Genomic DNA, 26,189 nt, shown 5'->3' on the forward strand with positions numbered 1-26,189 from the left:
TGCGGACCGCCCCCGGGGTAGAGACGTTCATCACGCCTCAGCGGATGCCGACGGCCTCCAGAGCCAGGCGCTGGGCGGCGGTGGGCAGGGCCGGCCAGTAGAGGTAGCAGACGCCCCCACTGCCCGCCACGATCTTCCCGGAGGCGTCGTACCGCTTGGTCCGCAGCCAGATGTTCTCCCACTCGCGGCGCCGGTAGACCCGGCGTACCGCGGTGTTGCTCGGGGATGCGGGGTCGTTCGCGATCACTTCACCGCCCGCCGTGAACCCGATGACGGTCATCAGATGGCCCGCGGTGCCGTACCCCGCGCCGGTCAGCTCCTCCTTCAGGAACGACTGGGACGTGATCGCCGGGATGCCCGCGCGGACGAGGGTCTCCAGCTCGGTCAGGGACCGCAGCCGGGTGACCACCGCGCTGATGTCGTCGTACGTGGCGGCGTAGGCCGCGTTGAAGGACCAGTTGCCGCAGCCCTCGTACTGGTGGTCGTAGGTGAAGCGGGCGGCGTGGCAGACCTGGGGGTCCGCGAAGTCCGGGTTCACCCAGGCCAGGTCGGCGGCGGTGGGCCTGCGGCCCCAGTACTCGAGGATCATCTGGGACGAGGTGGGGCTGCACCACGCCTCCCCGCCGCCGGCGTACTCGGGGTACTGCCCGATGTGCGTGTGCTGCGAGTAGCGGGGTACGACCAGCTCCCGGGCGGGACCGGGCTCGGAGGCGGGGACCGTGAAGCGGTCCGGGACGTCGGACACCATCGCGCCGAGCCGCCACACCGTCGGGGTGAGCCGGGTGCCGGGCCTGCGGTACAGGGTCAGCCGCAGCCGGTAGCCGTCCAGCCGCAGCCCGCTCGCGGGCTCGTCGACGGCCAGCGTGTCCGTCCACACCGAGCTCTTGCCGTCGCTCTGGCCGTCGACCGACGTCCGGCGGATGTCCGCGTCACCGGCCGCCCAGCGGGCCATGACGTACCAGGGGGTCTCGGTGCCGTCCGAGTACCGGCCCTTCAGCTCGACCGTGAGCCAGGTACCGGCCGGGGTGGCGGCGTTCCACGAGGCGATGGCCTCGGTGGCCGGCACGGTGCCGGCGTGCTCGGGGGAGGTCCAGGTCGCGTACTCCCAGGTGGCCCCGCGGCCGGTGTGCGGGTCGGTGTGGTCGACGGTTCCCACCGGGGCGTCGATCACCAGGGCGGGCCGGCGGCCGGCGACGGCCCGGACCCCGGCGGAGGTGCCGGAGCGCCAGTCGGCGTACGAGGTCCAGAACCGGTTGTCGACCCCGCCCGCCGCGGCCGCCCGCGGCACGGAGGGCAGCCGGGGCGCGGCGGTGGCGGGTGCGGACGCGCCCGGCGCGGAGGAGGCGGCGGCGCCGGCGACGGCGAGCGCGGCCGCCAGGACGGTTCTGCGCGGGGTGGAATCGGGCATGACGGAGACTCCCTGTCGGGTGCACGGACGGGTGCGGCGGGTGCGGCGACAGCGCGCCCCACTATCCCGGTTCGGCGACCGGCCCGGCCAGCGACACGGCACGCGAGGCGGGACCAATGTGGGTCGGGTCCACGGCCGTGACCACCGGCTTTGCCGCGCCCCCCGCTTTGTAGGGTGGCGGCATGGACCTCCTCGCCCGCCGGGCAGCCGAACTGCGCGCCGTCCCGCCCTCCTGCGGGCCGGTGCGGCTGATCGCGGTCGACGGCCACGCGGGGTCGGGCAAGTCCACGTTCGCCGAGCGGCTCGCGGCGGCGCTCGGCGGAGCCCCGGTGCTGCACCTCGACGACATCGCCAGCCACGACGAGCTCTTCGGCTGGACCGACCGGCTGCTGGCCGAGGTCCTCGGTCCGATGAGCCGCGGCGAGGTGGCGCGCTTTCACCCGTACGACTGGAATCTGCGGCGCTTCGGCCCGGCCCGGCCGCTGCCGCCGGCCCCGGTCGTAGTAATCGAGGGTGTGGGCGCCGGACGCCGTGCGGTGCGGCCCCTCCTGGCACGTCTGCTGTGGATGGACCGCGGCCGTGAGGAGTCCTGGCGGCGGGGCCGGGACCGGGACGGACCTGCGCAGTCCGCGTTCTGGGACGGATGGACGGTGGCGGAGACACGCCATTTCTCGGCGGACCCCTCCCGACCCTTCGCCGACGTATTGGTGCGGGAGTGTCCCGAGGGGTACGAGTGGCTGGAGGGGCCTCGGGGGAACGCAGGCTCGAACCAGATCATCACTCACCGTGACCAGCTCTCACCACCGTACTGAGCAGTCGGGAATCAGCCGCTCAGACTGCCTCAACTTCGCTTGACCGACGGGGCGTACAGGTCTTACGTTTCCAATGTGCGGCTTTCCGGAGCCGCCGCAGACGCGAAGCCCCCGGTTGTTCCCCCGTGATCGGGGGCTTCGTCCTGTCCTTCGCGCCCCCTGTGCGCCCCTCCTCGCGCGCCGTTCACACCACGCGCGCTCACCGTGGGTCACCACCCTCGCCACACTCCCGCGCCCTTAGGCGCGCCCTCCCCGCGCGGGTACGATGCACTTCGGTTGCGGTCAAATCCCGTTTATCAGTGGGCGATTGGGAATGCTTCCGACGGGCGACCGCCCGGCGGGACAGGAACGGGGACGGCTTGTGGGGGACCCGATGGACATCGGCACGCAGGGCGTACACGCCCCGGCCGACCTCGCATGGGTGCGCGGCGTGGACGCCTACACGATGGGCGCCTATCCCCAGGCGGAGGAGGAGTTCCGCACAGCCGTGCGGATCGATCCCGCCATGGCCGACGGCTGGCTGGGGCTGCACGCCCTGCGGGTCGACACGACCACCGCGCTGCTGCGCATGTACCGCAACCGGGACCGGTTCGGCGAGCAGCGCACCCGCCACCGCCGGACCCTGAATTCCTGGTACTGGCTCGGCTGGTGGGTCCAGCCGGTCCTGGAGAGCCCCCGCGACCTGCTGCTCGCGCACGCCTCGCACTGGCTCGACGGACGCCACGTACCGGAGCTGGACCGCGCGCTGGCCGACCTGCCGCCCGTGGACACCGACCCCCAGGTGCGCTTCCTGCACGCCTGTCGGGCGTATCTCGTCAAGGACTGGGACCAGCTCGTCCGCCACACCGAACCGCTGGTGAACGATCCGCTGCTCGGCATCGAGGCGGGTCTGTTCGGCGGGATGGCCCGCGTCCGGCTGGAGATGTACGGCCAGGCCGAGCCGCTGCTGGCGGCGGCCCTCATGCGCTGCCGCAGCGAGCAGCCCCAGCGCAAGGAGCTGCGCTACTGGCTGGCCCGGGCGCACGAGGGGACGGGCCGCAGCGCCGCGGCGCTCCCGCTGTACCGGGCGGTGCACCGGGTCGACCCGGCGTTCATGGACACGGCCGCCCGGCTCGCGGCCATCGCCGAGTACGACGGCTTCGACGGCCCGGACGAAACCGGCGACCTGGCCCCGGTCTCCCTGGCCGGTATGGGGCAGGACACCGTGCCCGCCGGCCGGGACGGCACCGAACCGGCCGACGGCCCCGACGTGCCCGCCGGGGACACGCTGCGGTTCGGCGGCGGTGGCGATCCGCAGTCCTCGCCCATGCCCGCCCCTCCCCCGCTGCCGGTGTACGGCGTACGGGAGAAGGCACTCGTGCCCGGTCAGCCTCCGCCGCCGGCCTTCCCCGCGAGCGCCACCGATCCCGCGCTGCTCGCCGACGCGCTCGGCGAGCTGGAGCGCATGGTCGGCCTGGAGCCGGTGAAGCGGCAGGTCAAGGCGCTCTCGGCGCAGCTGGAGATGGCCCGGCTGCGGGCTGGGCAGGGTCTTCCCGTTCAGCCGCCGAAACGTCACTTTGTCTTCTCCGGCCCCTCCGGCACCGGGAAGACCACTGTGGCACGCATCCTCGGCCGGGTGTTCTATGCGCTCGGGCTGCTCGGCGGCGATCATCTGGTCGAGGCGCAGCGCTCGGACCTGGTCGGGGAGTTCCTGGGACAGACCGCCGTCAAGGCCAATGAGCTGATCGACTCGGCACTGGGCGGGGTGCTCTTCGTCGACGAGGCGTACTCGCTGTCGAACTCGGGATACACCAAGGGCGACGCGTACGGCGACGAGGCCCTGCAGGTGCTGCTCAAGCGTGCCGAGGACAACCGCGACCATTTGGTCGTGATCCTGGCCGGCTACCCGGAGGGCATGGACCGGCTGCTCGCCGCCAACCCCGGTCTGTCGTCGCGTTTCACCACCCGCGTGGACTTCCCGTCGTACCGCCCGTTGGAGCTCACCGCGATCGGCGAGGTGCTCGCCGCGGCCAACGACGACGTCTGGGACGCGGAGACGCTCGAGGAGCTGCGCTCGATCAGCGGCCATGTGGTCGCCCAGGGCTGGATCGACGAGCTGGGCAACGGCCGCTTCCTGCGGACGCTGTACGAGAAGTCGTGCGCGTACCGTGACCTGCGCCTCTCCGGCTACAGCGGCACACCGACCCGCGACGACCTGGCCACGCTGCGGCTGCCGGATCTGATGCAGGCGTACGGCGAGGTGCTGTCGGGCCGCGGTCCGGTGGACCGCGGCCCGCAGGAGCCTCCGGGGTCCTGAGCGGGCCTACTGCCCGGCCAGGACCTGCTCCGCCGGGGCGGGGCGCGGCTCGGTCAGCAGCGCCGCGGGCGGGGCGGGCGTACGGTGCGCCGGGTCGCGCACCTCACCGACCAGCATCTCCAGCACGTCCTCCAGTGCCACCAGGCCGAGCACCCGGCCGGACGCGTCCGCGACCTGGGCCAGGTGGGTGGCCGCCCGGCGCATCACGGTGAGCGCGTCGTCGAGCGGCAGCTCCGCCCGGAGCGTCGCCATCGGGCGCCAGATGTGCTGCGGCACGGCCCGGGACGCGTCCTCCAGGTCCAGCACGTCCTTGACGTGCAGGAAGCCCATGAAAGCCCCGCCTCCGTCCGCGCACACCGGGAAGCGCGAGTATCCGGTGCGCACGGTCAGCTCCTCGACCTGGGCCGGAGTCACCGACGGGGGCACGGTCACCAGGGACGTGCGCGGGATGAGGACGTCCGTCACCGGACGGCTGCCCAGCTCCAGGGCGTCCTCCAGCCGCTCCTGCTCGGCCGGGTCCAGCAACCCGGCCAGCCCGGCGTCCTCGACCAGCCGGCCCAGCTGGGTGCTGGTGAAGACCGCCTCCACCTCGTCCTTGGGCTCCACCCGGAAGGCCTTCAGTACCAGCTTGGCGCAGGCCCCGAGCGCCGCGGTCACCGGACGGCACAGCCGGGCGAAACCGACCAGGGCGGGGCTGAGCCACAGCGCCGTCCTCTCCGGCGCCGCCATGGCCAGGTTCTTCGGCAGCATCTCGCCGACGACCAGGTGCAGGAAGACCACGACGGCCAGGGCGATGACATAGCCGAGCGGATGGATCAGTCCCTCGGGCAGGTGCACGGCGTGGAAGACCGGCTCCAGCAGATGTGCCACGGTCGGTTCGGCGACCGCGCCGAGGGTCAGGGAGCAGACGGTGATGCCGAACTGGGCGGCGGCCATCATCTGCGGCAGGTTCTCCAGGCCGTGGAGGACCTGGCGGGCCCGCTTGGAGCCCTCCGCGACCAGCGGTTCGATCTGGCTGCGGCGCACGGAGACGAGGGCGAACTCGGCGCCGACGAAGAATCCGTTCCCGAGCACCAGCAGGGCCGCGAACAGCAGTTGGAGCACGCTCATCGCACGGCCTCCACCACCGCGTCGGCGGTGCGGACCAACCGGACGCGCTCGGCGCGGTAGCGGTCCACCTGGCGTACGGAAAGGCGCCAGCCGGGCAGCTCCGCCCGGTCGCCCGCGGCCGGGATACGGCCCAGCAGATCGGCGACGAGCCCGGCGACGGTCTCGTACGGACCGTCCGGGACCTCCAGACCTATCCGGTGGAGGGTGTGGACACGGCAGCTGCCGTCCGCCTCCCAGGCCGGGTTGCCGTCCTCCGCCGTGACGGCGGCCAGCTCGGGCAGGTCGTCGCCCTCGTCGTCGTGCTCGTCGCGGACCTCGCCGACGAGTTCCTCGACGATGTCCTCCAGGGTGACGACACCGGCCGTGCCGCCGTATTCGTCGACCACGACCGCGATCGGCTGCTCGCTGCGCAGCCGCTCCAGGAGCGCCTGGGCCGGGAGCGTCTCCGGCACGAGCAGCGGCGGAACGGCCACGTGGCCCACGGGCGTGCGCATCCGCTCGCGGGCGGGCACGGCCAGTGCGTCCTTCAGGTGGACCATGCCGACGATCTCGTCGATGCGCTCGCGGTAGACGGGGAAGCGCGAAAGGCCCGTCGCGCGGGTCAGATTGAGCACATCGGCCGCGGTCGCGTCGGACTGCAGCGCGCTCACCTTCACCCGGGGGGTCATCAGGTGCTGGGCCGTGAGCCCGCCGAGCGAGAGCGTGCGGACGAAGAGGTCGGCCGTGTCCTGCTCCAGGGCGCCGGCCCGGGCCGAGTGGCGCGCCAGCGAGACGAGCTCACCGGGCGTACGGGCGGAGGCCAGCTCCTCGGTCGGCTCGACGCCCAGCAGCCGCACCAGCCGGTTGGCGACCGCGTTGAGCAGCGAGATCACCGGCCGGAAGAGGGAGGAGAACAGGTGCTGCGGGCCGGCGACGAACCGTGCGACCTGCAGCGGCCGGGACACGGCCCAGTTCTTCGGGACGAGCTCGCCGATCACCATCTGGACCGCGGAGGCGGCCAGCATGCCGATCGCCACCGCGACGCCGGGGACCGCCCCTTCGGGCAGTCCGGTGGCGGTGAGCGGACCGTCGAGGAGCCGCGCGAGGGCGGGCTCGGCGAGCATGCCGACGACGAGCGAGGTGATGGTGATGCCGAGCTGGGTGCCGGAGAGCTGGAAGGAGAGCTCGCGCAGGGCCTTGACGACGGTGCGGGACCGCCGGTCGCCGTCCGCGGCGGCGCGCTCGGCGTCCGCCCGCTCCACGGTGACGAGGCCGAACTCGGCCGCCACGAAGAACCCGTTGGCGAGGATCAGGAGGAATGCCGCGGCGAGCAGCAGAAGGGGGATGGTCATGCCGCCGCCTCGCGGGAGGGGGCGGCGCAGGTACTACCGGACGATCCGTCCATTGCTGGAGGGAGTCACTCCTCGGGTCGCAGGTGCCCCGCCGGCGAAGTGGTGCTGCCGTACGCGCGAGGCGGTGGCGCACTCGGCGCCACCGCCTCAAGAGTAATCACGCCAGGGGCGGCTGTGGCAGGGGACGCCCTCCGTTTGGGGGCTTTGGTGGTGTTTCAGCCCAGGTCCGGGCCGGTGCCGCGGGCCTCCGCCAGGGCCCGCAGGGCGCGGGCGTCGCGGATGGCCTGCTGCTTGCCGATACCGGGCTGGATGCCCAGGGCAGGCATGCTGGTGCCGTCGCTGAGGTCGAGGAAGACCCAGGGGTCGCCCTCGCGCAGGTTCACCCGCAGGATCTCGGCCCAGGCCAGCCGGCGTGTCCGGGTGAGGTTGACGACGGTGACGCCGGCGTTGTCAGCGACCACCTTGGGGCGGCTGAGCAGCGCCAGGACGCCGAAGAAGAGCGCCGCGGTGAAGATGAAGCTCGCGCGCTCGCCCGGGCCGAGCTTCTCCAGGGCGAGCGCGACGGCCGTGATGGTCGCGAACATCAGCGTGCCCACGGTCAGCAGGACCGCCCTGGTGCGGGTGGGCCGGAAGGTGACCGGGAGCACGGGGAGTTGGGTGTCGGACATAACCGGTGTTTCAGCGTCCTTCAGAGGCGGCAGGCGTGGATCTCCGTCGTGAGGATCGCACGCGCGCCGAGGTCGTACAGGTCGTCCATGATCCGCTGGGCTTCGCGGGCGGGCACCATGGCCCGGACGGCGACCCAGCCCTCGTGGTGCAGCGGGGAGACGGTCGGCGACTCCAGGCCGGGGGTGAGCGCGACGGCCCGCTCCAGGTGCTCGACCCGGCAGTCGTAGTCCATCATCACGTAGGAGCGGGCGACCAGGACGCCCTGGAGGCGGCGCAGGAACTGCTGGATCTTGGGGTCGTCGGTGGGGGCGCCGGTGCGGCGGATGACGACGGCCTCGGACTTGAGGATCGGCTCGCCGATGACCTCCAGGCCGGCGTTGCGCAGCGAGGTGCCGGTCTCCACGACGTCGGCGATGACCTGGGCGACGCCCAGCTCGATCGCCGTCTCGACGGCGCCGTCGAGGTGGACGACCGAGGCGTCGATCCCCTGGTCGGCGAGGTGCTTGGCGACGATGCCCTCGTAGGAGGTGGCGATCGTCATGCCGCCGAATCCGGCGGGGCCGCTCGCGGTGCCGGGCTTGGTGGCGTAGCGGAAGGTGGAGCGGGCGAAGCCGAGCTGGAGGATCTCCTCGGCGTTGGCGCCGGAGTCCAGCAGCAGGTCACGGCCGGTGATGCCGATGTCGAGCCGGCCGGCGCTGACATAGATGGCGATGTCGCGGGGGCGGAGGTAGAAGAACTCGACCTCGTTCTCCGGGTCGACCATCACCAGCTCTTTGGACTCCTTGCGCTGCTGGTAGCCGGCCTCATGGAGCATCGCCGACGCAGGTCCGGACAGTGAACCCTTGTTGGGGACGGCGATGCGCAGCATGGGGCGGGCTTCCTTTGCTCTGGAGAGTGTGTCTGGCTTCGGACGTTCGGTGGGCTCAGAGGTGGGCGTAGACGTCGTCGAGAGAGATCCCGCGGGCCACCATCATCACCTGGACGTGGTACAGCAGCTGCGAGATCTCCTCGGCGGCGGCTTCCTTGCCCTCGTACTCGGCGGCCATCCAGACCTCGGCGGCCTCCTCGACGACCTTCTTGCCGATGGCATGGACGCCCTTGTCCACCAGCTCGGCGGTGCGGGAGGTGGCGGGGTCGCCGGTCTTGGCCTTGAGCTCCAGCTCGGCGAAGAGCTCTTCGAAGGTTTTGTTCGCCATGATGGACCTAAGAGTACGGGGTGTGAGAAGGCGGGCGCGCAGCGCCTCCATCGAGGGGTGGTGGGGCGGGAACTCAGCGCCAGGGTTCGCTGACGGTGCGCAGTGTGGCCGCGGTGGCGACGGCAGCCGTGACCGCTTCGTGGCCCTTGTCCTCGCTGGAGCCCTCCAGACCGGCGCGGTCCAGGGCCTGCTCCTCGTTGTCGCAGGTCAGCACGCCGAAGCCGACGGGGACGCCGGTGTCGACGGAGACCTGGACGAGGCCCTGGGTGACGCCCTGGCACACGTAGTCGAAGTGGGGCGTGCCGCCCCGGATGACGACGCCGAGCGCGACCACCGCGTCGTAGCCCCGGCCGGCGAGGACCTTGGCGACGACGGGCAGCTCGAAGCTGCCGGGGACGCGCAGCAGGGTGGGCTCGTCGATGCCCAGCTCGTGCAGGGCGCGCAGGGCGCCGTCGACGAGTCCGTCCATGATCTTCTCGTGCCACTGTGCCGCGACCACCGCGACCCGGAGGTCGCCGCAGTTCTTCACGCTCAGTTCGGGTGCGCCCTTGCCGCTCACGTACGTCTCTCCTCGTGGTTACCGCTGATCGGTTGTTACTGGTTGGTGCAGGTCGACGCGGAGGCGTCGAGCCAGGGCAGGTCGTGGCCCATGCGGTCGCGCTTGGTGCGCAGGTACCGCAGATTGTGCTCGCCGGCCTGGACCGGCATGGGCTCGCGTCCGCTCACGGTCAGGCCGTACCGGACCAGGGCGGTGATCTTGTCCGGGTTGTTGGTCAGCAGCCGCAGGCTGCGGACGCCGAGGTCGTCGAGCATCTGCGCGCCGGCCGCGTAGTCCCGGGCATCGGCCGGCAGGCCGAGTTCCAGGTTGGCGTCGAGGGTGTCACGGCCGCGCTCCTGGAGCTCGTAAGCGCGCAGCTTCGACAGCAGGCCGATGCCGCGGCCCTCGTGGCCGCGCAGGTAGATGACGATCCCGCGGCCGGCCTCGGTGATGCGTTCCATGGACGCCTGCAGCTGGGGGCCGCAGTCGCAGCGCAGCGAGTGGAAGATGTCGCCGGTCAGGCACTCGGAGTGGACGCGGACGAGGACGTCCTCGCCGTCGCCGACGTCGCCGTGGACGAGGGCGACGTGCTCGACGCCGTCCACCGTGGAGCGGTAGCCGTACGCGGTGAAGTCGCCGTGGGCCGTCGGCAGGCGGACCTCGGCCTCGCGGCGGACCGTCGGCTCGTTGCTGCGGCGGTACGCGATGAGGTCCTCGATCGAGATGATCGTGAGGCCGTGCTTGCGGGCGAAGGGGACGAGTTCGGGCAGCCGCAGCATGACGCCGTCCTCGCCGGCGATCTCGACGATGGCGCCGGCGGGGCGCAGTCCGGCCAGCCGGGCCAGGTCGACGGCGGCCTCGGTGTGGCCGTTGCGGACCAGGACGCCGCCGGGCTGGGCGCGCAGCGGGAAGACGTGGCCGGGACGGACCAGGTCGGACGGTTCGGCGCTGCCGCTGGCCAGGAGCTGGAGCGTGGTGGCGCGGTCGGCGGCGGAGATGCCGGTGGTGACGCCGTGGGCGGGCGCCGCGTCGACGGACACGGTGAACGCCGTCTTCATCGATTCGGTGTTGTCGCCGACCATCTGCGGGAGCTGGAGGCGGTCCAGCTCGTCGCCCTCCATGGGGGCGCAGATCAGGCCGCGGCACTCGCTCATCATGAAGGCGACGATCTCGGGCGTGGCCATTTCGGCGGCCACGACGAGGTCGCCCTCGTTCTCGCGGTCCTCGTCGTCGACGACCACGACGGGCCGGCCGGCGGCGATGTCGCGGACGGCCTGCTCGACGGGGTCGAGCGCGAGGTCCGTGGTGTCCCAGACGGCACTCAGCGGGACGGTGCCCGGGGCGTGCGATGCGTCGCTCACAGGAGTGCTCCTTCCAGAGCGGGAGTGCGCGTCCGGAGCCACCAGTCGCGCAGGCCCCACAGGACGAGGCCGAAGTAGATGACGTACACCAGGCCGGAGAAGGGCAGGCCGCTGCTGAAGGCGAGGGGCACGCCGACCAGGTCGACGAGCAGCCAGGCGAACCAGAACTCGACGAGGCCGCGGGCCTGGGCGACCATCGCCACCAGCGTGCCGACGAAGATGTACGCGTCGGCCCAGGGACTCCAGGACAGCGACGGGTACAGCGTGAAGAGGCCGCCGACGGCGAGCGTCCCGAGGACCGCGCCGGCCAGCAGCAGTCCGCGCTCCCTCCAGGAGGCGAAGCGGACGGCTATGGACCCGTCCTGGGCCTGCTGCCGGCCGCGGGACCACTGGCGCCATCCCCACACCGCCACACCGATGACCAGGAGCTGCTTGCCGACGCCGCCGCTGAGCTGGGCGGAGGCGTAGGCGGCGATCAGGACGACGCCGGAGAGCAGCTGCGCGGGCCAGGTGAGGATCGAGCGCCGCCAGCCGAGCGCGAGGGCGATCAGACCGATGGTGTTGCCGATCATGTCGGACCAGACGATGTGCTGGTCCAGCACGGTGAAGGCTTCGGAGTTGAGCCAGTTCACTTGGCGGTCTCCTCGGTCCGGTCGCCGAGCAGCCGCTCGACGTACTTCGCGATGACGTCGACCTCGAGGTTGACCGGGTCGCCGGGCTCCTTGATGCCCAGCGTGGTCAGCGCGAGGGTGGTGGGGATGAGGCTGATGGTGAAGTGGTCGGATCCGGCGTCGACGACGGTGAGGCTGACGCCGTCGACCGTGATGGAGCCCTTCTCGACGACGTAGCGGGTCAGCTGCGGGGGCAGGGAGACCTTGACGAGCTCCCAGTTCTCGGAGGGCGTGCGCGCCAGGATGGTGCCGGTGCCGTCGACGTGGCCCTGGACGATGTGTCCGCCGAGCCGGTCGCCCACGGCCATGGGCCGTTCCAGGTTGACGCGCGACCCGGTGCGCAGCGCGCCGAGGCTGGAGCGGTTGAGGGTCTCGGCCATCACGTCGGCGGTGAATTCGCCGCCACCGGTTTCCACGACGGTGAGACAGACACCGTTGACGGCGATGGAGTCGCCGTGCTTGGCGCCGTCGGTGACGAGCGGCCCGCGCAGGCGGAAGCGGGAGGAGTCACCGAGGTTCTCGACGGCGGTGACCTCACCCAGCTCTTCGACGATTCCGGTGAACACGCTCAGCGCTCCTTGGGGGTAGCAGTGATACGGAGATCGGGGCCGATGCGCACGGTCTCGGTGACGTCGAGCCGCAGCGCGTCGGTGATGGTGGTGATTCCGGCGTCGGCGAGGGCGGTGGGGCCCGCGCCGAGCAGGACCGGGGCGAGATAGCCGACGACCTTGTCGACGGCTCCCGCGGCGACGAACGACCCGGCCAGGGTCGGGCCGCCTTCGAGCAGGACGGAACGGACGCCGCGGTCGTGGAGTGCGGCGAGGAGGGCCGGTACGGAGAGGCCGCCGCCGGCCGCCCTGGGAAGGCGGAGGACGCCGGGAAGGCCGGTCTCGGCGTCCTCGGCGACCGCGATCAGGGTGGGTGCGGCGTCGTCCAGGACGCGGGCGCCGGGCTTGACGGCGGTGCCCTCGGTGTCGACGACGACCCGGAGCGGCTGGACCGCGTTCTCGATGCCGCGGACGGCCAGGTGGGGGTCGTCGGCGCGGGCGGTGCCGGAGCCGACGACCACGGCGTCCGCCTCGGCGCGCAGCCGGTGGACGTCGGCGCGGGAGTCGGCGGAGGTGATCCAGCGGCTGGTGCCGTCGGCGGCGGCGATGCGGCCGTCGAGGGTGGCGGCGTACTTCCACAGGACGTGGGGGCGGCCGAGGCGCACGGAGGTGAGCCATGCGGCGTTGCCGGCCTCGGCCTCGTCCGCGAGGACCCCGGCGAGGACCTCGACGCCCGCCGCGCGCAGGGTGTCGGCACCTCCGGTGGCCTGCGGGTTCGGGTCACCGACGGCGTAGACGACCCGGGCGATCCCGGCGTCGACGAGTGCCTGGGCGCAGGGGCCGGTGCGGCCGGTGTGGTTGCAGGGTTCGAGGGTGACGTAGGCGGTTCCGCCGCGGGCGAGGACGCCGGCCCGGCGCAAGGCATGGACCTCGGCGTGGGGGCCGCCGGCGCGTTCGTGCCAGCCCTCGCCGACCGGGTGTCCGGAGGCGTCGAGGATGACGCACCCGACGACCGGGTTGGGGCTGGTGGAGCCGAGTCCGCGGGCGGCGAGCGCGACGGCTCGGCGCATGGCGGCGGTGTCGGCTGCGGTGGCCACCGGGTCCTCCTGCCTCTTCGGGCGCGGACTCCGGGGCCTGTCGACGACAGGAGAGCGGGTGGAACGACACCGCACGAGGGACACCGAGGCCGGAATGCGCCGGTCGCCCAGAGCGGCGACCAGCGGACATACGGCCGGTCCCCCCAAGAGGGGTCACCCGCCGCGCACTGCCTCCCATCCGGACTTTCACCGTCGGTCCAGGAATTTCACCTGGTCAACCGGCCACTGGATGCGGCCGGGTCGCGGACTGTAACCGCCGGTTCGGAATTACACCGACCCCGGAGTGCGCTGCTGCTGATACAGGGCAAGTGTGCCACGCCGGACAGTCACCCATGCGGGTGATTGCTGTGGCTTGACTCACAGGATCACCGGCCCCCCGCAACTGGTCCAGACCTATTGACGCTCTGGTCTAGTCCTTTTAATCTCTGCGTCACCTCCACGGAGTCGGCCCGTCGGCGTGCGCACGCCAGGGGCCCAACACGACCCACCCCTCTGTCAGTTGTGTCCGCCCCTCCCCAGGAGGAACCGCCCGTGCTGTCCCCCACCCGCGCGAGAGCCACCCTGCTCGCGTCCGGCGCCGCCGTCGCCGCCCTGCTGCTGGGCTCGCTCGCCGGTGGCGTCTCGCACGCCGCCACCGACCACGAGTCCTGCCGCCCCGACGGCCTGCACAAGACGCCCGGCGTCGACGTCCCGTACTGCTCGGTCTACGACACCGAGGGCCGCGAGAAGATGGGCGCCGACCACCAGCGACGTGTCATCGGCTACTTCACCGGCTGGCGCACCGGCAAGGACGGCACGCCCGCCTACCTGGCCAAGGACATCCCGTGGGACAAGATCACCCACATCAACTACGCCTTCGGTCACATCGACTCCGCGAACAGGCTCTCGGTCGGCGCGGACGGCGAGAAGAACGCCGCCACCGGTATGACCTGGCCGGGGGTCACCGGCGCCGAAATGGACCCCGCGTATCCGTACAAGGGCCACTTCAACCTGCTGAACAAATTCAAGAAGCAGCACCCGGACGTCAAGACGCTGATCTCGGTGGGCGGCTGGGCCGAGACCGGCGGATACTTCGACGACAGCGGCAAGCGGGTGAACTCCGGCGGCTTCTACTCGATGGCCACCCATGCCGACGGATCGGTCAACCAGGCGGGGATCGACACGTTCGCCGACTCGGCGGTCGCCTTCGTCAAGAAGTACGGCTTCAACGGCGTCGACATCGACTACGAGTACCCGACCTCCATGAAGGACGCCGGCAACCCCCTCGACCACACGGTCTCCAACCCGCGCCGCGCGGGCCTGGTCAAGGGCTACGCCGCGCTGATGAAGACGCTGCGCGAGAAGCTCGACAGGGCGGGCGCGGCCGACGGCAGGCACTACCTGCTCACCGTCGCGGCCCCCTCCTCCGGCTACCTGCTGCGCGGCATGGAGACCTTCCAGGTCCAGAAGTACCTGGACTACGTCAACATCATGTCCTACGACCTGCACGGCGCCTGGAACGAGTACGTGGGCCCGAACGCCTCGCTCTTCGACGACGGCAAGGACGCGGAGCTCGCGGCGGCGGGGGTCTACGGCAGCCAGCAGTACGGCGGCATCGGCTACCTGAACACCGACTGGGCCTACCACTACTTCCGCGGCTCCATGCCGGCCGGCCGCATCAACATCGGCCTGCCCTACTACACCCGCGGCTTCAAGAACGTGCAGGGCGGCACGGACGGTCTGTGGGGCAAGGCCCCCGCGACCACGTGTCCGGCCGGTTCGGGCCTGGCCAAGTGCGGTGACGGCGCGGTCGGCATCGACAACCTGTGGCACGACAAGGACGACAACGGCCAGGAGTCCCCCGCCGGCTCCAACCCGATGTGGCACGCCAAGAACCTGGAGAAGGGGATCGTCGGCGACTACGTCGCGACGTACGGATTCCCCGCCGGCACCCGGCTGACCGGCACCTACGCCCGCAAGTACGACTCGACGCTGGTCGCGCCGTGGCTGTGGAACGCGGACAAGAAGGTCTTCCTGTCGACGGAGGACGAGCAGTCGGTCGCCGCAAAGGCGGACTACGTCGCGAGCCGCGGCATCGGCGGCACGATGGTCTGGGAGCTCGCCGGCGACTACGCGTGGAACGCCGCGAAGGGCCAGTACGAGCCCGGCTCCACGCTCACCTCGCTGATGTACGACAGGTTCAGGACGGCCGCCCCGTACGGCGCCAAGGTCTCGAACAAGGCGCTGCCCACCAAGGCGGTGAACATCGGCGTGGAGTTCGGCGAGTTCAAGCTCGGCGACTCCAACTACCCGATCACTCCCAAGGTGAAGATCACCAACAACACGAAGACGGCGCTGCCGGGCGGCACGGAGTTCCAGTTCGACTACTCCACCGCGGCCCCGGGCAATGCCTCCGACCAGTCCGGTTTCGGGACGAAGGTGATCAGCAGCGACCACACCGGCGGCAACGCGGGCGGGCTGAAGGGCGACTTCCACCGCGTCTCCCTGAAGCTGCCGTCCTGGCAGTCGCTGGCGCCGGGCGCGTCGGTGGAACTCTCCTTCAACTACTACCTGCCGGTGTCCACCCCGTGGAACTGGACTGTGAACATCGGCGGTACGACGTACGCGCTCGCCGGTGACCTGGCGCGCGGCACCACGGTGGTGGAGCCGGGCACCGGGCCCGGCCCGTCGCCGGACCCGACGGACCCGACGCCGACCCCGACGCCGGGCGCCTGCACCGCACCCGCGTGGAGCGCGGCCACCGAGTACGGCGGTGGGTCCACGGTGTCCCACGCGTCCCGTACCTGGAAGGCGAAGTGGTGGACGAAGGGCGACGAGCCCGGCACCACCGGCGAGTGGGGTGTCTGGCAGGACCTCGGCGCCTGCTGACCCGGTAGGGGATGTCACAGAGCCCGGTGGCGGAGATACGGCACTTGCCGCCACCGGGCTCCTTCGCGTGCACCGGGCGTCCCGGCCGCGCACGTCCGGGCGTCGCGAGCGCGGGGTCCCGCACCTGGCCCGGGCCCCGCCGGATGTCATCGCGGGGCGAAGATCTCCTCCTGCACCGCGTCGCGGACCGTGAGCAGCGCCCCGCGCAGGACGGCGGCGCCGCCCAGGGCGCTCGGGCGGACCTCGGTGCGCAGGGGGGAGAGCGCGGTCAGCCTGGCCTCGACGCGGGCGGCCAGTCCGGGCCCGCCGGCATGGCCGGTCTCGCCGCCGAGGACGACGCAGCCGGGGTCGAGTACGGCGCTGACGGCGGCTGCGCCGAGGGCCAGCCGGCCGGCGAGGGCGTCCAGGAAGGCGTCGGCCCCCGTGGCGAGCGCGGTGCGGACCGCGGCCGCTCCGGACGGTTCCGGGCCGCCGTCGGGCACCTCGATACCGTACTCCGCCGCCAGGGCGCGGATCGCGGCCGAGCCGGCCAGTTCGTGGAAGCCGCCGCCGCAGTCGGTCGCCGACGGCAGGCTTCCCGTCCCCGGGACGGGCAGGAAGCCGATCTCGCCCGCACCTCCCGACGCACCTCGCCGGACCCGGCCGTCCAGGACGACGGCGGCGCCGACGCCGTGGCCGAGCCACAGCAGGACGAAGGTGTCGCGGTCGCGGGCTGCGCCCACGCGCTGCTCGGCGACGGCCGCGACATTGGTCTCGTTCTCGACGAGGACCGTGGCGGGCAGCCGCTCCTGAAGGTCCGTCACAAGGCGCCGGTGCCAGGCGGGCAGCCCGGTGGAGTCGCGGAGTTCGCCGGTGACGGGGTCGATGAGACCGGGTGCCCCGATGCCGATGCTGTGCAGCCGTCGTACGCCGGCCTGCCGGACGGTGCGCTCCAGCAGCGCGGCGGCACGCTCGACGGCGGGTCCGGTGCCGGGGTCGTCTCCCATCGCGAGGGTCGCCTCGGCCAGGGTGGCGCCGAGCAGGTCGGTCACGACGACGGAAACACTGCTGGTGCGGACGTCGAGGGCGGCGAGATGGGCGCGGTCGGAGACGATTCCGTACAGCCGCGCGTTGGGGCCGCGGCGTTCGGCGCCGGTCTCCCCGACGACACGGACGAGTCCCGACCCCTGGAGCCGTTCGACGAGGTCGGCGACCGTGGGCCGGGAGAGTCCGGTCAGCGACTTCAGCTGGCCTGCCGTCAACGGGCCTTCGTCCTGGAGCAGTCGGAGGGCGAGTCTGTCGTTGATGGCCCGGGCGGTGCTGGGCGATGCGGGCATGCCGGGATCCTCTCAGAACTCGTCATATCAACTTACTATCAGGCAGGGTTCCTGATAATTTACCGACCGCCCAGAGGACCGATCCGGGGAGGGTTCGTGCCACAGGACGTGGAGTTCAGCAGGGAGCGGCTGCGGCGGGCGCGGTTCGCCGTGGCCGCGGTCTTCTGTGTGCACGGCGCGGTGACCGGCAGCTTCGCCACACGGATCCCCTGGATCCAGGACCATGCCGGAGTGGGCGCGGGACAGCTCGGTCTGGCTCTCGCCTTCCCCGCGATCGGCGCCTCGGTGGCGATGCCACTGGCGGGCGCGATCAGCCACCGCCTCGGCGCCCGCACCGCGCTGCGCGGACTGCTCGCCCTGTGGACGCTCTCGCTGATCCTCCCGTCGCTCGCGCCGAACATCTACGGCCTGTGCGGCGCCCTCTTCGTGTACGGGGCCGCCTCCGGCATGTCCGACGTGGCGATGAACGCCCTCGGCGTGGAGGTCGAGAACCGGCTCGACCGGTCGATCATGTCGAGCCTGCACGGCATGTGGAGCGCGGGGGCCCTGATCGGCTCGGCGGCCGGCACGCTCGCCGCCCACCTGGGGGCGGACGCCCGGCTGCACCACGTCATCGCGGCCCTGGTGCTCACCGGCCTCGGCCTCCTGGCCTGCCAGGGCGTCCTCGACCTGCGCGGCGCACCGGACGAGGAGCCGCCGCCGCGGTTCGCCCTGCCTCCCAAGTCGGCCCTGGTCATCGGTGCCGTCGGGTTCTGCGGGGTCTTCGCCGAGGGGGCGAGCCTGGACTGGTCGGCGGTCTACCTGCGGGACGAGCTCGGCACGTCGGCGGGGCTCGCCGCCGCCTCCACCACCGCGTTCGCGCTGACCATGACGATCGCCCGGCTGTTCGGCGACAAGGTCGTGGACCGCTTCGGCGCCGTGCGGACCGTACGGGTCGGCGGCGCCGCCGCGACGGCCGGCGGAGTCCTCGTGGTCACCGCGCCGCATCCCGCGCTCGCCATGGCGGGGTTCGGGCTGCTCGGTCTGGGCGTGGCCGTCGTCGTCCCGCTGGCGTTCGCGGCGGCCGGGCGCAGCGGCCCGAACCCGAGCCAGTCCATCGCGGGCGTCGCGACCATCACGTACACCTCGGGCCTGATCGCACCCTCGGCGATCGGTGGGCTCGCCGACGCGACGTCCCTGACGGTGTCGTTCGCGCTCGTGACGCTGCTGGCGTTCGGACTGGTGCTGGGGGCCGGTGTGCTCCGTACCGGATCACGTGAGCGCACCGGACGGGGCGCGGCGGTGACCGAGAAGACCCGGCGCTGACCCTGCGAAAGCGGGGTTCCCCTCCGCGGGAGCCGGCTGTTCACGACCGCGCCGGTTCGCTCGTGCGTCGCATTACCATTGCGGCTGGTCTTTTTCGGCCCACGCCCGGCCGGGTCACGGCCGCGCCGCGGCCGTCCGAACCCCGGAGAACTGGAGCGACCCCGATGAACCTCGGCGTGGGCTGGACCCTGCACGGCGACGGACGGACACCCGCCCCGGGAGCCGTCGTCCGGCCCGACGAGCGGCTCTCCTGGCCGCGCACGGCCGGGCTCGGAGCGCAGCACGTGGTGGCCATGTTCGGCGCGTCGTTCGTCGCCCCGGTGCTGATGGGGCTGGACCCCAACCTCGCGATCATGATGTCCGGCGTCGCGACGATGATCTTCCTGCTCGCCACCCGCGGCAAGGTGCCCAGCTACCTCGGCTGCTCGCTGTCCTTCGTGGGTGTGGCGGCCACCATCAGGGCGGCCGGCGGCAGCAGCGCCACCGTCACCGGCGCCGTCCTGGTCGTCGGTGTCGTGCTGTTCCTGTCCGGTCTCGCCGTGCAGCGGTTCGGTGCCCGGATCATCCACGCGGCCATGCCGCCGATCGTGACCGGCGCGGTCGTCATGCTCATCGGCTTCAACCTCGCGCCGGTGACCGCCTCCACGTACTGGCCCCAGGACCAGTGGACCGCGCTGCTGGTGATGCTCTTCACCGGCCTCGCCGTGGTGTGCCTGCGGGGCTTCTGGTCCCGGATCGCCATCTTCCTCGGGCTGATCTTCGGATACGGCATCTCCTGGGTCTTCGACCGCGTCTTCGGCAGGATCCACTCCACGGTGGGCGGCCCGGAGGCCGTGGACCACTGGCGTCTGGACCTGTCCGGCGTCGCCAGGGCCGACTGGATCGGCCTGCCGTCCTTCCACGCCCCGGCGTTCGAGTGGTCGGCGATCCTCGTCGCCCTCCCGGTCGTCATCGCCCTGGTCGCCGAGAACGCCGGCCACGTCAAGGCCGTCGGCGAGATGACCGGGGACCCGCTGGACGACAAGCTCGGCACCGCCATCGCCGCCGACGGCGCCGCCTCGGTGCTCTCCACCGCCGTGGGCGGCCCGCCGAACACCACGTACTCCGAGAACATCGGCGTCATGGCCGCCACCCGGGTCTACTCCACCGCCGCCTACTGGGCCGCCGCGGGCTTCGCTCTTCTCTTCGGCCTCTGCCCCAAGTTCGGCGCGGTCGTGGCGGCCGTCCCCGGCGGTGTACTCGGCGGCATCACCGTCATCCTCTACGGCATGATCGGCCTGCTCGGCGCACAGATCTGGACCAACGCCGGGGTGGACCTGCGCAACCCACTGAACCTGGTCCCGGCCGCCGCCGGCATCATCATCGGTGTCGGCGGCGTCAGCCTGAAGATCACCGAGAACTTCGAGCTCGGCGGCATCGCCCTCGGCACCATCGTCGTCATCACCGGCTACCACGTGCTGCGTGCCTTCGCCCCGGCCCATATGAAGGCCCGGATGGCGGAGCAGGAACCGCTGCTGGACTCCGGCACCAGCTCCTACGAGGGCGGCGGGGATCAGCCGGTCGCCAAGTCGTAGGCGTAGGCGGGGGTGAAGGACCCGGCCGCGCCCTTGCAGCCGTCCGACTCCCCCGGCAGCTTCACCCACAGATAGGCGTCGATGCGGGCCTCACCGGTCCTGGTCGTCGGCGTGCGCCCCAGCGCCCGGCCGGACGGATCGCACCACTGGCCGGGCGCGGGTGCTCCGTTGCCGTTGCGGCTGGTGTCGATCACGGCGCCGAGGTGCGCGGGACCGCCGAGCGCGGACAGCACCCGCCGGGCGTAGGCCGCCTCGTCGGCGGTGCGGTGGAAGTTGGAGACGTTGGTGAAGATACCGTCGCCGCTGTCCGCGACCCCGGCCTCGCGCAGGGCCGCGGCCATGGTGGCGGCCGGGTGCCAGCCGGAGTGCCCGGCGTCGAAGTAGACCTTGGCCTGCGGGTTGGCGGCCTTCAGTGCCTTGCCCGCCCGCCCGAGTGAGGCGTAACGGGCCGCCCGCTCCCCCGCCGAGAGGCAGTCGGCGAGCGCGATCGAGTCGGGCTCCAGGACGACGATGACCGGCCCACTGCCCAGGCCGTCGGCGAAGCGCTCGATCCAGCGGTCGTAGGAGGCGAGCCCGGGCGCGCCGCCCTGCGAGGCTCCGCCGCAGTCGCGGTCCGGGATCGCGTACGGCACGAGGACCGGGACCCGGCCGGCTGCGGCCGCGCCCGAGGTGACCGCGCGGACCTTGCCGGTGATGGCGTCCGGGTTGTACTCGGCGAACCACACGGCGGCCGGCTGGTCGGCGATCCGGGACTCGATGAGCGGTCGCCGCGGATCGTCGCGGTTCGCCCGCACCCAGTCGAGCACCTGGGACTGCGGATGGCGGTACAAGGTGGCGGCCGGTGCGCCCTGCTGCGCGCGCGGTGCGCTCGGCTTCGCCGACGGTGTCCCGCTCGTGGAGGGCGGCGCGGAGGACGCCGTCCGCGGGGACGGCGAGGGCGGAAGCGAGGGCGACGGCGGCGCCGGTGTGGCGCTCGGCCGCGCGGGCAGCGGCACCGGCGCCGCCGAGGCCGTCACCTCCGGCCCTGCCGTGTCCCGCTTCTGCCCGGCGCCGGTGGCCGCCAGCAATCCGCTGACCGCGCCGACGGCGACGACCGCGGTCGCGGCGGCCGCCATGGCATGCCGGCGGGCCCTGCGCCGCCGCTCGATCCGTTCCGCCCGGCGCTGTGCGCGCACGCCTGACACCGTGAACTCCCCCTCCCCCTGGTGCCCGTTCCGGCCGGGCTTCCCCCGTTCCGGGGAAGCCGAACCGGTCGGCACCACCCAGAGCCTACCTACTGAAACCCTGCACCCATGGCGCAGATCGAACAGTTCACCGGCCCCGCGGGCCCCGACCGGCTGTCGGTCGGGTCGATCGTCACGCGGATGTACACGTTCCGCTCGCTGTGGCCGGCGACGGACGGGGTGGCGGTCTTCAACCGGGTGTACCTGACGGTCACCGAGGAGCTCGGACGCCGCATCGACCGGGGGGAGTTCGCTGATCGGCGGGCCGCCGTCACGCTGGGCGTCCTGTTCGCGGAGCGCTATCTGTCGGCGGTGGACCGGGGCCTCGCGGGCGGCCGGGCGCCGGCCTGCTGGCGGCCGCTGTTCCAGTACCGCCGCCATCCCGGCGTACGACCGCTGCAGTTCGCGATGGCCGGTATCAATGCCCACATCGGGCACGATCTGGCGCTGGCGGTGGTGGACACCTGCCGTACGCTCGGCTGCGAACCCCGCGAACTCGAGGGGGAGTTCGACCGGGTGGGCGACATCCTCACGGTGCTGGAGGAGCGCGTCCGCGAGGAGCTGATGCCGGGTCCGGATCTGCTGGAGATCGCGGACCCGCTGACGCATCTGCTGGGGTGCTGGAGTCTGGAGCGGGCCCGGGACGGGGCCTGGCTGACGGCCCGCTCGCTGTGGCAGCTGCGGCGGCTGCCGGAGCTGGCCGAGGAGTGCGCCGAACGCCTCGACCACTCCGTGGGTCTGGTGGGGCGGATGCTGCTGACGCCGCTCACACGGTGCGGCTGACCGCGCTCACGCCGGCCGCTCTCGCACTCGTGTTCCGCCCCACTTCCAGAACGCCCGTCAGTCCTCCGGAAGTTCCACCGGGGCGATCTCGTCGTACACGTCGCCCGGACCGGGGTTGGTGGCGTCGGTGGCGCCGCCGAAGTGGTGCATGACGCCCCACACCGCGTTGAGCGCGGTCTGCACGGCGCCCTCGGCCCAGCCGGCGGTCCAGGAGATGTCGTCGCCCGCGAGGAAGATGCCGCGCTTGTCCTCGGGCAGCCGGTCCTGCATGAAGTGGGTGAACAGCCGGCGCTGGTAGCGGTAGTGGCCCGGCAGGTTGGCCTTGAACGCACCCATGAAGTAGGGCTCGTTCTCCCACGACACGGTCACCGGGTTGCCGATGATGTGCTTGCGGATGTCGACCTTCGGGTAGATCTCGCCGAGCGACTTGAGCATGACCTCCATGCGCTCGTTGGCGGAGAGCGGCAGCCACTTCAGGCTGTCGTCGCACCACGTGTACGACAGGCAGATCACGGCCGGCTTGTCCGGGCCGTCGTCCAGCAGGTACGTGCCCCGGGTCATCCGGTCGGTGAGCGTCATCGACATGACGTCACGGCCGGTGTCCTCGTCCTTGTCCAGCCAGAACGGCCGGTCGACCGGGACGAAGAGCTTGGAGGACTCCATGTAGTGGGTGCGCTCCATCGCCGTCCAGTGGTCGATGGGGAACAGCGAGTCGTCGCACGAGATCTTGGAGAGCAGCATCCAGGACTGGGCGGTGAAGATCGCCGCCTGGTAGGTGCGGATGTCGCCGGAGGCGTCGGTGACGGTGATGCGGTTGCCGGCCGTGCGGTGCAGGCGGGTCACGGCCGGGCGGGGGGTGCCGTCGTGCAGCGAGGACAGGGACGTGCCCTGCGCCCAGTGCACGATCTTCTCCGGCTCGCGCTCCCACAGCCTCAGCGGGAGCTGCTGGGAGCCACCGACGATGCCACGGTGGTGGTCGTCCGCCTCGGTGTAGACGACGCGGAGGATCTCCAGAATGGAGTTGGGGAAGTCGGTGTCCCAGCCGCCGGTGCCAAAGCCGACCTGGCCGAAGATCTCGCGGTGGCGGAAGGACTTGAACGCCGACGACTCGCACAGGAAGCCGTAGAAGGTCTGGTTGTCGAGCTTCTCGACGAGCTTGGCCCAGATCTCGCGAATGCGCGGGACGTCGCGCTCGCGCATGGCCGTGTTCATGTCGGAGAAGTCGGCGCCCTCCTCCAGGCAGGCGTTCCACGCGGCGGCGACGTCGCGGTAGACCTGCGGGAGGTCGTCGATCGTCTCGGCGTAGTGCGACTCGCCCTTGAGGTCGACCACGGTCGACGGGGTGGCCTCGGCGAGCGGGTTCGGGAACGGCCTGGTCTGCAGACCCACGAGGTCGATGTAGTGCTGCAGCGCCGTGGAGGAGGGCGGGAAGCGCATCGCGCCCATCTCGGCGGTCAGCTCGTCCGTGCCGGTGCCCTCGAAGCCGACGGTGCGCAGCCGGCCGCCGATCTGGTCGGCCTCGTAGACGACGGGCTTGAGGCCCATCTTCATGAGCTCGTACGCGGCGATGATGCCGGACAGGCCGCCGCCGATCACGGCGACCTCGGTGCCGTGCTCGGTCGCCGGTATCTGGCCGAGGCCGGCCGGGTGGGCGAGGTAGTCGTCGTACGCGTACGGGAAGTCCGGCCCGAACATGGTGATCGGCGGCTGCGCGTCGGTGTGCTGGACGGCGGTGGGCACCGTGGACGTCATGGGGTACGGACTCCTTGCACGGGGTGAAGAGGGGGCGGCGGGGAAGACAGGTCAGAGCAGCGACTCGTAGAGGCCGGGGCGGCGGTCGCGGAGGTACGGGTTGGCCTCGCGCGAGGCGCTCAGCAGCTCCGGGTCGGCGTCGCCGACGATCAGCTCCTCGCCACGGCCGGCGCGGGCGCGGACCGTGCCGTCGGGCCCGGCGAGGGCGGAGAGTCCGACGAACTCGAACTCGCCCTCCAGCCCGGCCCGGTTGGCGTAGGCGACGTACAGCTGGTTCTCGAAGGCACGCACGGGCACGACGGACTCGGCGACGACCTCGGCGGGGTGCATGAGAGCGGTGGGCACCAGCAGAAGGTCGGTACCGGCCAGGGCGTGGGCGCGGACGTTCTCGGGGAACTCCACGTCGTAGCAGATCATCAGGCCGATGCGCGTCCCGGCGAGCTCCGCCTGGACGACCGGCTCGTCACCGGGGGTGAACCACTTCTCCTCGAAGTCACCGTAGAGGTGCGTCTTGCGGTAGTTCGCCAGCCGGTCGCCGTCCGGGCCGATCAGCTGCGCGGAGTTGTACACCCGGTCGCCGTCCCGCTCGGGGTAGCCGTAGGCGACGGCGAGGCCGTGGCGTACGGCGACGGCGGCGACCGCATCGGCGCTGGGGCCGGCGGCCGGCTCGGCCAGGCGCGGGACGTCAGCCCCGATCGCGTACCCGGTCAGGAACATCTCGGGAGCGACCAGCAGGGCGGCGCCGGTGGCGGCGGCACGGGCCGCGGCCTCGTCGAGGACCTTGAGGTTGGCGTCGACGTCACCGGGCTGTCCCGAGCTCTGGAGCAGGGCGGTGCGCAGCGGCGTCATCGGCAGACCTCTGTCGTGTACGTGAAGGTGAGGGAAAGGCTTAAACAAGACGCTCAAAACGGTACGGTCCGGTGTTCTTTCCGGACAAGGCGTGACCGTTGCAGACCGACCGCCGATCCATTGCGCGGTTGCGGCCTCCGGCGGAGATTCGTTGCGCGCCTCTCCGCCGGTGGTCGGAGAGGGTCCCGCCCGTGCGGCGGAGGACGGTCCCGACCTGCGCGCGATGTGCCGGCGCGGGGCCGGACGGAAGAGTGAGGGGCGTTGGAAAACCGGTCCTCACCAGCCGAAAGGGCTCCGACCATGAACCGCCGTACGAAGATCGTCGCCATCGCCGCCGCACTGCTGATCACCGCCGGCACGGCGGGCTCCGCCATGGCCACCGCGACCACCGGCGTCGACGCACCCGAACGCCCCGCCATCGCCGTCACCGCGGCAGCGGACGGGGCCGCCCCGGCGGGCGGCGGCAAGCGGGAGGCGGCGGCGCTGACCGGGACGGCGATGCTCGCCCGGCCGGCCGGCGACAACGTCACCTTCACCTTCGACGCCCACCTCGACGCCAAGGACAACGGCAATCCGCTGAACGCCCACGGCACCTTCAGTTTCAGCCACTACATGGGCGACTGGGGCGGCAAGGGCAAGGCGAAGGTGGATTGTCTGATCACCGGCGGAAAGGTGGCGGTCGTGTCCGGCGTGATCACCGAGGCCGACGGCGACCTGAAGGCCGCCAAGGGCAAGCGGGTGGGTGTCACCGTGCACGACCGGGGCGGTCAGGACGGCTTCGGATACAGCTGGGCGGCACTCGGGCTGCCCCAGGAGACCCCCGACGACCTGCCGAAGTGCATCAGCTCGGCGCCCTTCGAGAAGACGAAGCCCGGCTCCGGGACCTTCCGCGTGGTGCCCTGGCAGCCGGAGTTCCCCCGGCCGTAGCGTTCGGCCGGGCAGGGCCGGCGGAACAGGGCACGCGGGCCGGCGGATCAGGGCACACGGGGCCGGGCACGCGGGTCGGCGGGCCGGACGGACGGGTCAGGCGGGCGAGCCGGAGGAGAAGCGCCGCAGCAGCGGGGAGAGCACCAGCACCGACTTGGTGCGCTCCACGAACGGCTCGCCCGCGATCCGCTCCAGCACCCGCTCGAAGTGGCGCATGTCGGAGGCGAAGACCTGGACGATCGCGTCCGCCTCACCGGTCACGGTGGAGGCGGACGCGACTTCCGGATAGCGCTCGAGGCCACGCTGGATGGCCTCGGGCGAAGTGTTGCGACGGCAGTAGATCTCGATGAAGCCCTCGGTTTCCCAGCCGAGCGCCGCGGGGTCCACCCGGACGGTGAAGCCGGTGATGGCCCCCTCCGCCCGGAGCCGGTCCACCCGCCGCTTCACGGCGGGGGCGGACAGACCGACGAGCGAGCCGATGTCGGCGTAGGACCGGCGGGCGTCCTCGGCGAGGGCGTGGACGATGCGTTCGTCGAGATCGTTCAGTCGCACTGG

Annotated in this window: 23 protein-coding genes and 1 riboswitch; of the genes, 7 read left to right on the forward strand and 16 right to left on the reverse strand. The window is 72.0% G+C overall.

All coding sequences use genetic code 11. The annotated features are described in order from the left end of the window. Positions 1-37: 37 nt before the first annotated feature. Positions 38-1,408: a peptidase C39 family protein gene (locus ACY34K_RS20025; protein WP_462748915.1), complete on the reverse strand. Its 1,371-nt coding sequence runs from the start codon at positions 1,406-1,408 to the stop codon at positions 38-40. Between the two features lie 182 nt (positions 1,409-1,590). Here ACY34K_RS20025 and ACY34K_RS20030 point away from each other — a divergent pair, with 182 nt between their 5' ends. Together ACY34K_RS20030 and ACY34K_RS20035 are read left to right on the forward strand one after the other, a co-directional pair. Continuing rightward, complete coding sequence (locus ACY34K_RS20030; protein WP_462748917.1) at positions 1,591-2,220, forward strand: uridine kinase family protein; 630 nt, start codon at positions 1,591-1,593, stop codon at positions 2,218-2,220. Between the two features lie 373 nt (positions 2,221-2,593). Next, positions 2,594-4,516: an AAA family ATPase gene (locus tag ACY34K_RS20035; protein ID WP_462748918.1), complete on the forward strand. Its 1,923-nt coding sequence runs from the start codon at positions 2,594-2,596 to the stop codon at positions 4,514-4,516. A 6-nt stretch (positions 4,517-4,522) separates the two neighbouring features. On the opposite strand, the gene ACY34K_RS20040 is transcribed toward ACY34K_RS20035, so the two are convergent. The 10 genes from ACY34K_RS20040 to ribD form a co-directional block, all read right to left on the reverse strand. Next, a complete protein-coding gene (locus tag ACY34K_RS20040) occupies positions 4,523-5,626 on the reverse strand; it encodes a hemolysin family protein (RefSeq protein WP_462748919.1) in 1,104 nt (367 codons plus the stop codon). After that, entirely contained in the window at positions 5,623-6,957 is a 1,335-nt protein-coding gene (locus ACY34K_RS20045) for a hemolysin family protein (protein ID WP_462748920.1), read from the reverse strand. The genes ACY34K_RS20040 and ACY34K_RS20045 overlap by 4 nt, the downstream gene beginning before the upstream one ends. A 215-nt stretch (positions 6,958-7,172) precedes the next feature. Next, positions 7,173-7,625, reverse strand: coding sequence for a PH domain-containing protein (locus ACY34K_RS20050; protein ID WP_462748921.1), 453 nt, complete (start codon positions 7,623-7,625; stop codon positions 7,173-7,175). 20 nt (positions 7,626-7,645) lie between these two features. Then, positions 7,646-8,494 carry an ATP phosphoribosyltransferase gene (gene hisG / locus ACY34K_RS20055; protein ID WP_462748922.1) on the reverse strand — a complete coding sequence of 283 codons (849 nt, stop codon included), beginning with the start codon at positions 8,492-8,494 and terminating at the stop codon, positions 7,646-7,648. A gap of 55 nt (positions 8,495-8,549) precedes the next feature. Continuing rightward, positions 8,550-8,822 (reverse strand): phosphoribosyl-ATP diphosphatase, encoded by a 273-nt coding sequence (locus ACY34K_RS20060; RefSeq protein ID WP_031078175.1) that lies wholly within the window; start codon positions 8,820-8,822, stop codon positions 8,550-8,552. A 73-nt stretch (positions 8,823-8,895) separates the two neighbouring features. Continuing rightward, positions 8,896-9,381, reverse strand: a complete 486-nt coding sequence (ribH, locus tag ACY34K_RS20065; RefSeq protein WP_462748924.1) for a 6,7-dimethyl-8-ribityllumazine synthase — start codon at positions 9,379-9,381, stop codon at positions 8,896-8,898. 35 nt (positions 9,382-9,416) lie between these two features. Next, positions 9,417-10,721, reverse strand: coding sequence for a bifunctional 3,4-dihydroxy-2-butanone-4-phosphate synthase/GTP cyclohydrolase II (locus tag ACY34K_RS20070; protein ID WP_462748926.1), 1,305 nt, complete (start codon positions 10,719-10,721; stop codon positions 9,417-9,419). Then, positions 10,718-11,293, reverse strand: a complete 576-nt coding sequence (locus ACY34K_RS20075) for a nicotinamide mononucleotide transporter family protein (RefSeq protein WP_462749038.1) — start codon at positions 11,291-11,293, stop codon at positions 10,718-10,720. The genes ACY34K_RS20070 and ACY34K_RS20075 overlap by 4 nt, the downstream gene beginning before the upstream one ends. Before the next feature lie 56 nt (positions 11,294-11,349). Continuing rightward, complete coding sequence (locus ACY34K_RS20080) at positions 11,350-11,958, reverse strand: riboflavin synthase (protein ID WP_462748927.1); 609 nt, start codon at positions 11,956-11,958, stop codon at positions 11,350-11,352. 2 nt (positions 11,959-11,960) lie between these two features. Beyond that, a complete protein-coding gene (ribD, locus tag ACY34K_RS20085) occupies positions 11,961-13,037 on the reverse strand; it encodes a bifunctional diaminohydroxyphosphoribosylaminopyrimidine deaminase/5-amino-6-(5-phosphoribosylamino)uracil reductase RibD (RefSeq protein WP_462748928.1) in 1,077 nt (358 codons plus the stop codon). Between the two features lie 160 nt (positions 13,038-13,197). Continuing rightward, positions 13,198-13,328: riboswitch (FMN riboswitch) on the reverse strand. A gap of 240 nt (positions 13,329-13,568) precedes the next feature. On the opposite strand from ribD, the gene ACY34K_RS20090 reads away from it, so the two are divergent. Beyond that, on the forward strand, positions 13,569-15,905 hold the full coding sequence (locus tag ACY34K_RS20090; RefSeq protein WP_462748931.1) for a chitinase C-terminal domain-containing protein: 2,337 nt from the start codon (positions 13,569-13,571) through the stop codon (positions 15,903-15,905). A 146-nt stretch (positions 15,906-16,051) separates the two neighbouring features. On the opposite strand, the gene ACY34K_RS20095 is transcribed toward ACY34K_RS20090, so the two are convergent. After that, positions 16,052-17,221: an ROK family transcriptional regulator gene (locus tag ACY34K_RS20095; RefSeq protein WP_462748933.1), complete on the reverse strand. Its 1,170-nt coding sequence runs from the start codon at positions 17,219-17,221 to the stop codon at positions 16,052-16,054. 96 nt (positions 17,222-17,317) lie between these two features. Between ACY34K_RS20095 and ACY34K_RS20100 the strand changes: the two genes are divergently transcribed. Then, a complete protein-coding gene (locus tag ACY34K_RS20100; protein ID WP_462748935.1) occupies positions 17,318-18,526 on the forward strand; it encodes an MFS transporter in 1,209 nt (402 codons plus the stop codon). 164 nt (positions 18,527-18,690) lie between these two features. Continuing rightward, positions 18,691-20,100, forward strand: a complete 1,410-nt coding sequence (locus ACY34K_RS20105) for a uracil-xanthine permease family protein (protein ID WP_462748937.1) — start codon at positions 18,691-18,693, stop codon at positions 20,098-20,100. Here ACY34K_RS20105 and ACY34K_RS20110 read toward each other — a convergent pair. Next, entirely contained in the window at positions 20,079-21,284 is a 1,206-nt protein-coding gene (locus ACY34K_RS20110) for a glycoside hydrolase family 6 protein (protein WP_462748939.1), read from the reverse strand. The two genes, ACY34K_RS20105 and ACY34K_RS20110, sit on opposite strands and share 22 nt — an antisense overlap. Before the next feature lie 108 nt (positions 21,285-21,392). Here ACY34K_RS20110 and ACY34K_RS20115 point away from each other — a divergent pair, with 108 nt between their 5' ends. Further along, positions 21,393-22,106, forward strand: a complete 714-nt coding sequence (locus ACY34K_RS20115; protein WP_462748941.1) for a DUF5995 family protein — start codon at positions 21,393-21,395, stop codon at positions 22,104-22,106. A 57-nt stretch (positions 22,107-22,163) separates the two neighbouring features. Here ACY34K_RS20115 and ACY34K_RS20120 read toward each other — a convergent pair whose 3' ends face one another. Together ACY34K_RS20120 and ACY34K_RS20125 are read right to left on the reverse strand one after the other, a co-directional pair. Beyond that, entirely contained in the window at positions 22,164-23,858 is a 1,695-nt protein-coding gene (locus tag ACY34K_RS20120) for a flavin monoamine oxidase family protein (RefSeq protein WP_462748943.1), read from the reverse strand. Positions 23,859-23,909: 51 nt separating this feature from the next. Continuing rightward, positions 23,910-24,707: a carbon-nitrogen hydrolase family protein gene (locus tag ACY34K_RS20125; protein WP_462748946.1), complete on the reverse strand. Its 798-nt coding sequence runs from the start codon at positions 24,705-24,707 to the stop codon at positions 23,910-23,912. A 300-nt stretch (positions 24,708-25,007) separates the two neighbouring features. Here ACY34K_RS20125 and ACY34K_RS20130 point away from each other — a divergent pair, with 300 nt between their 5' ends. Further along, positions 25,008-25,634: a Repetin gene (locus ACY34K_RS20130; protein WP_462748948.1), complete on the forward strand. Its 627-nt coding sequence runs from the start codon at positions 25,008-25,010 to the stop codon at positions 25,632-25,634. Positions 25,635-25,730: 96 nt separating this feature from the next. On the opposite strand, the gene ACY34K_RS20135 is transcribed toward ACY34K_RS20130, so the two are convergent. Then, entirely contained in the window at positions 25,731-26,186 is a 456-nt protein-coding gene (locus tag ACY34K_RS20135; RefSeq protein ID WP_462748950.1) for an Lrp/AsnC family transcriptional regulator, read from the reverse strand. Positions 26,187-26,189 lie beyond the last annotated feature (3 nt).

It is taken from the genome of Streptomyces sp. STAM6 (assembly GCF_054963715.1).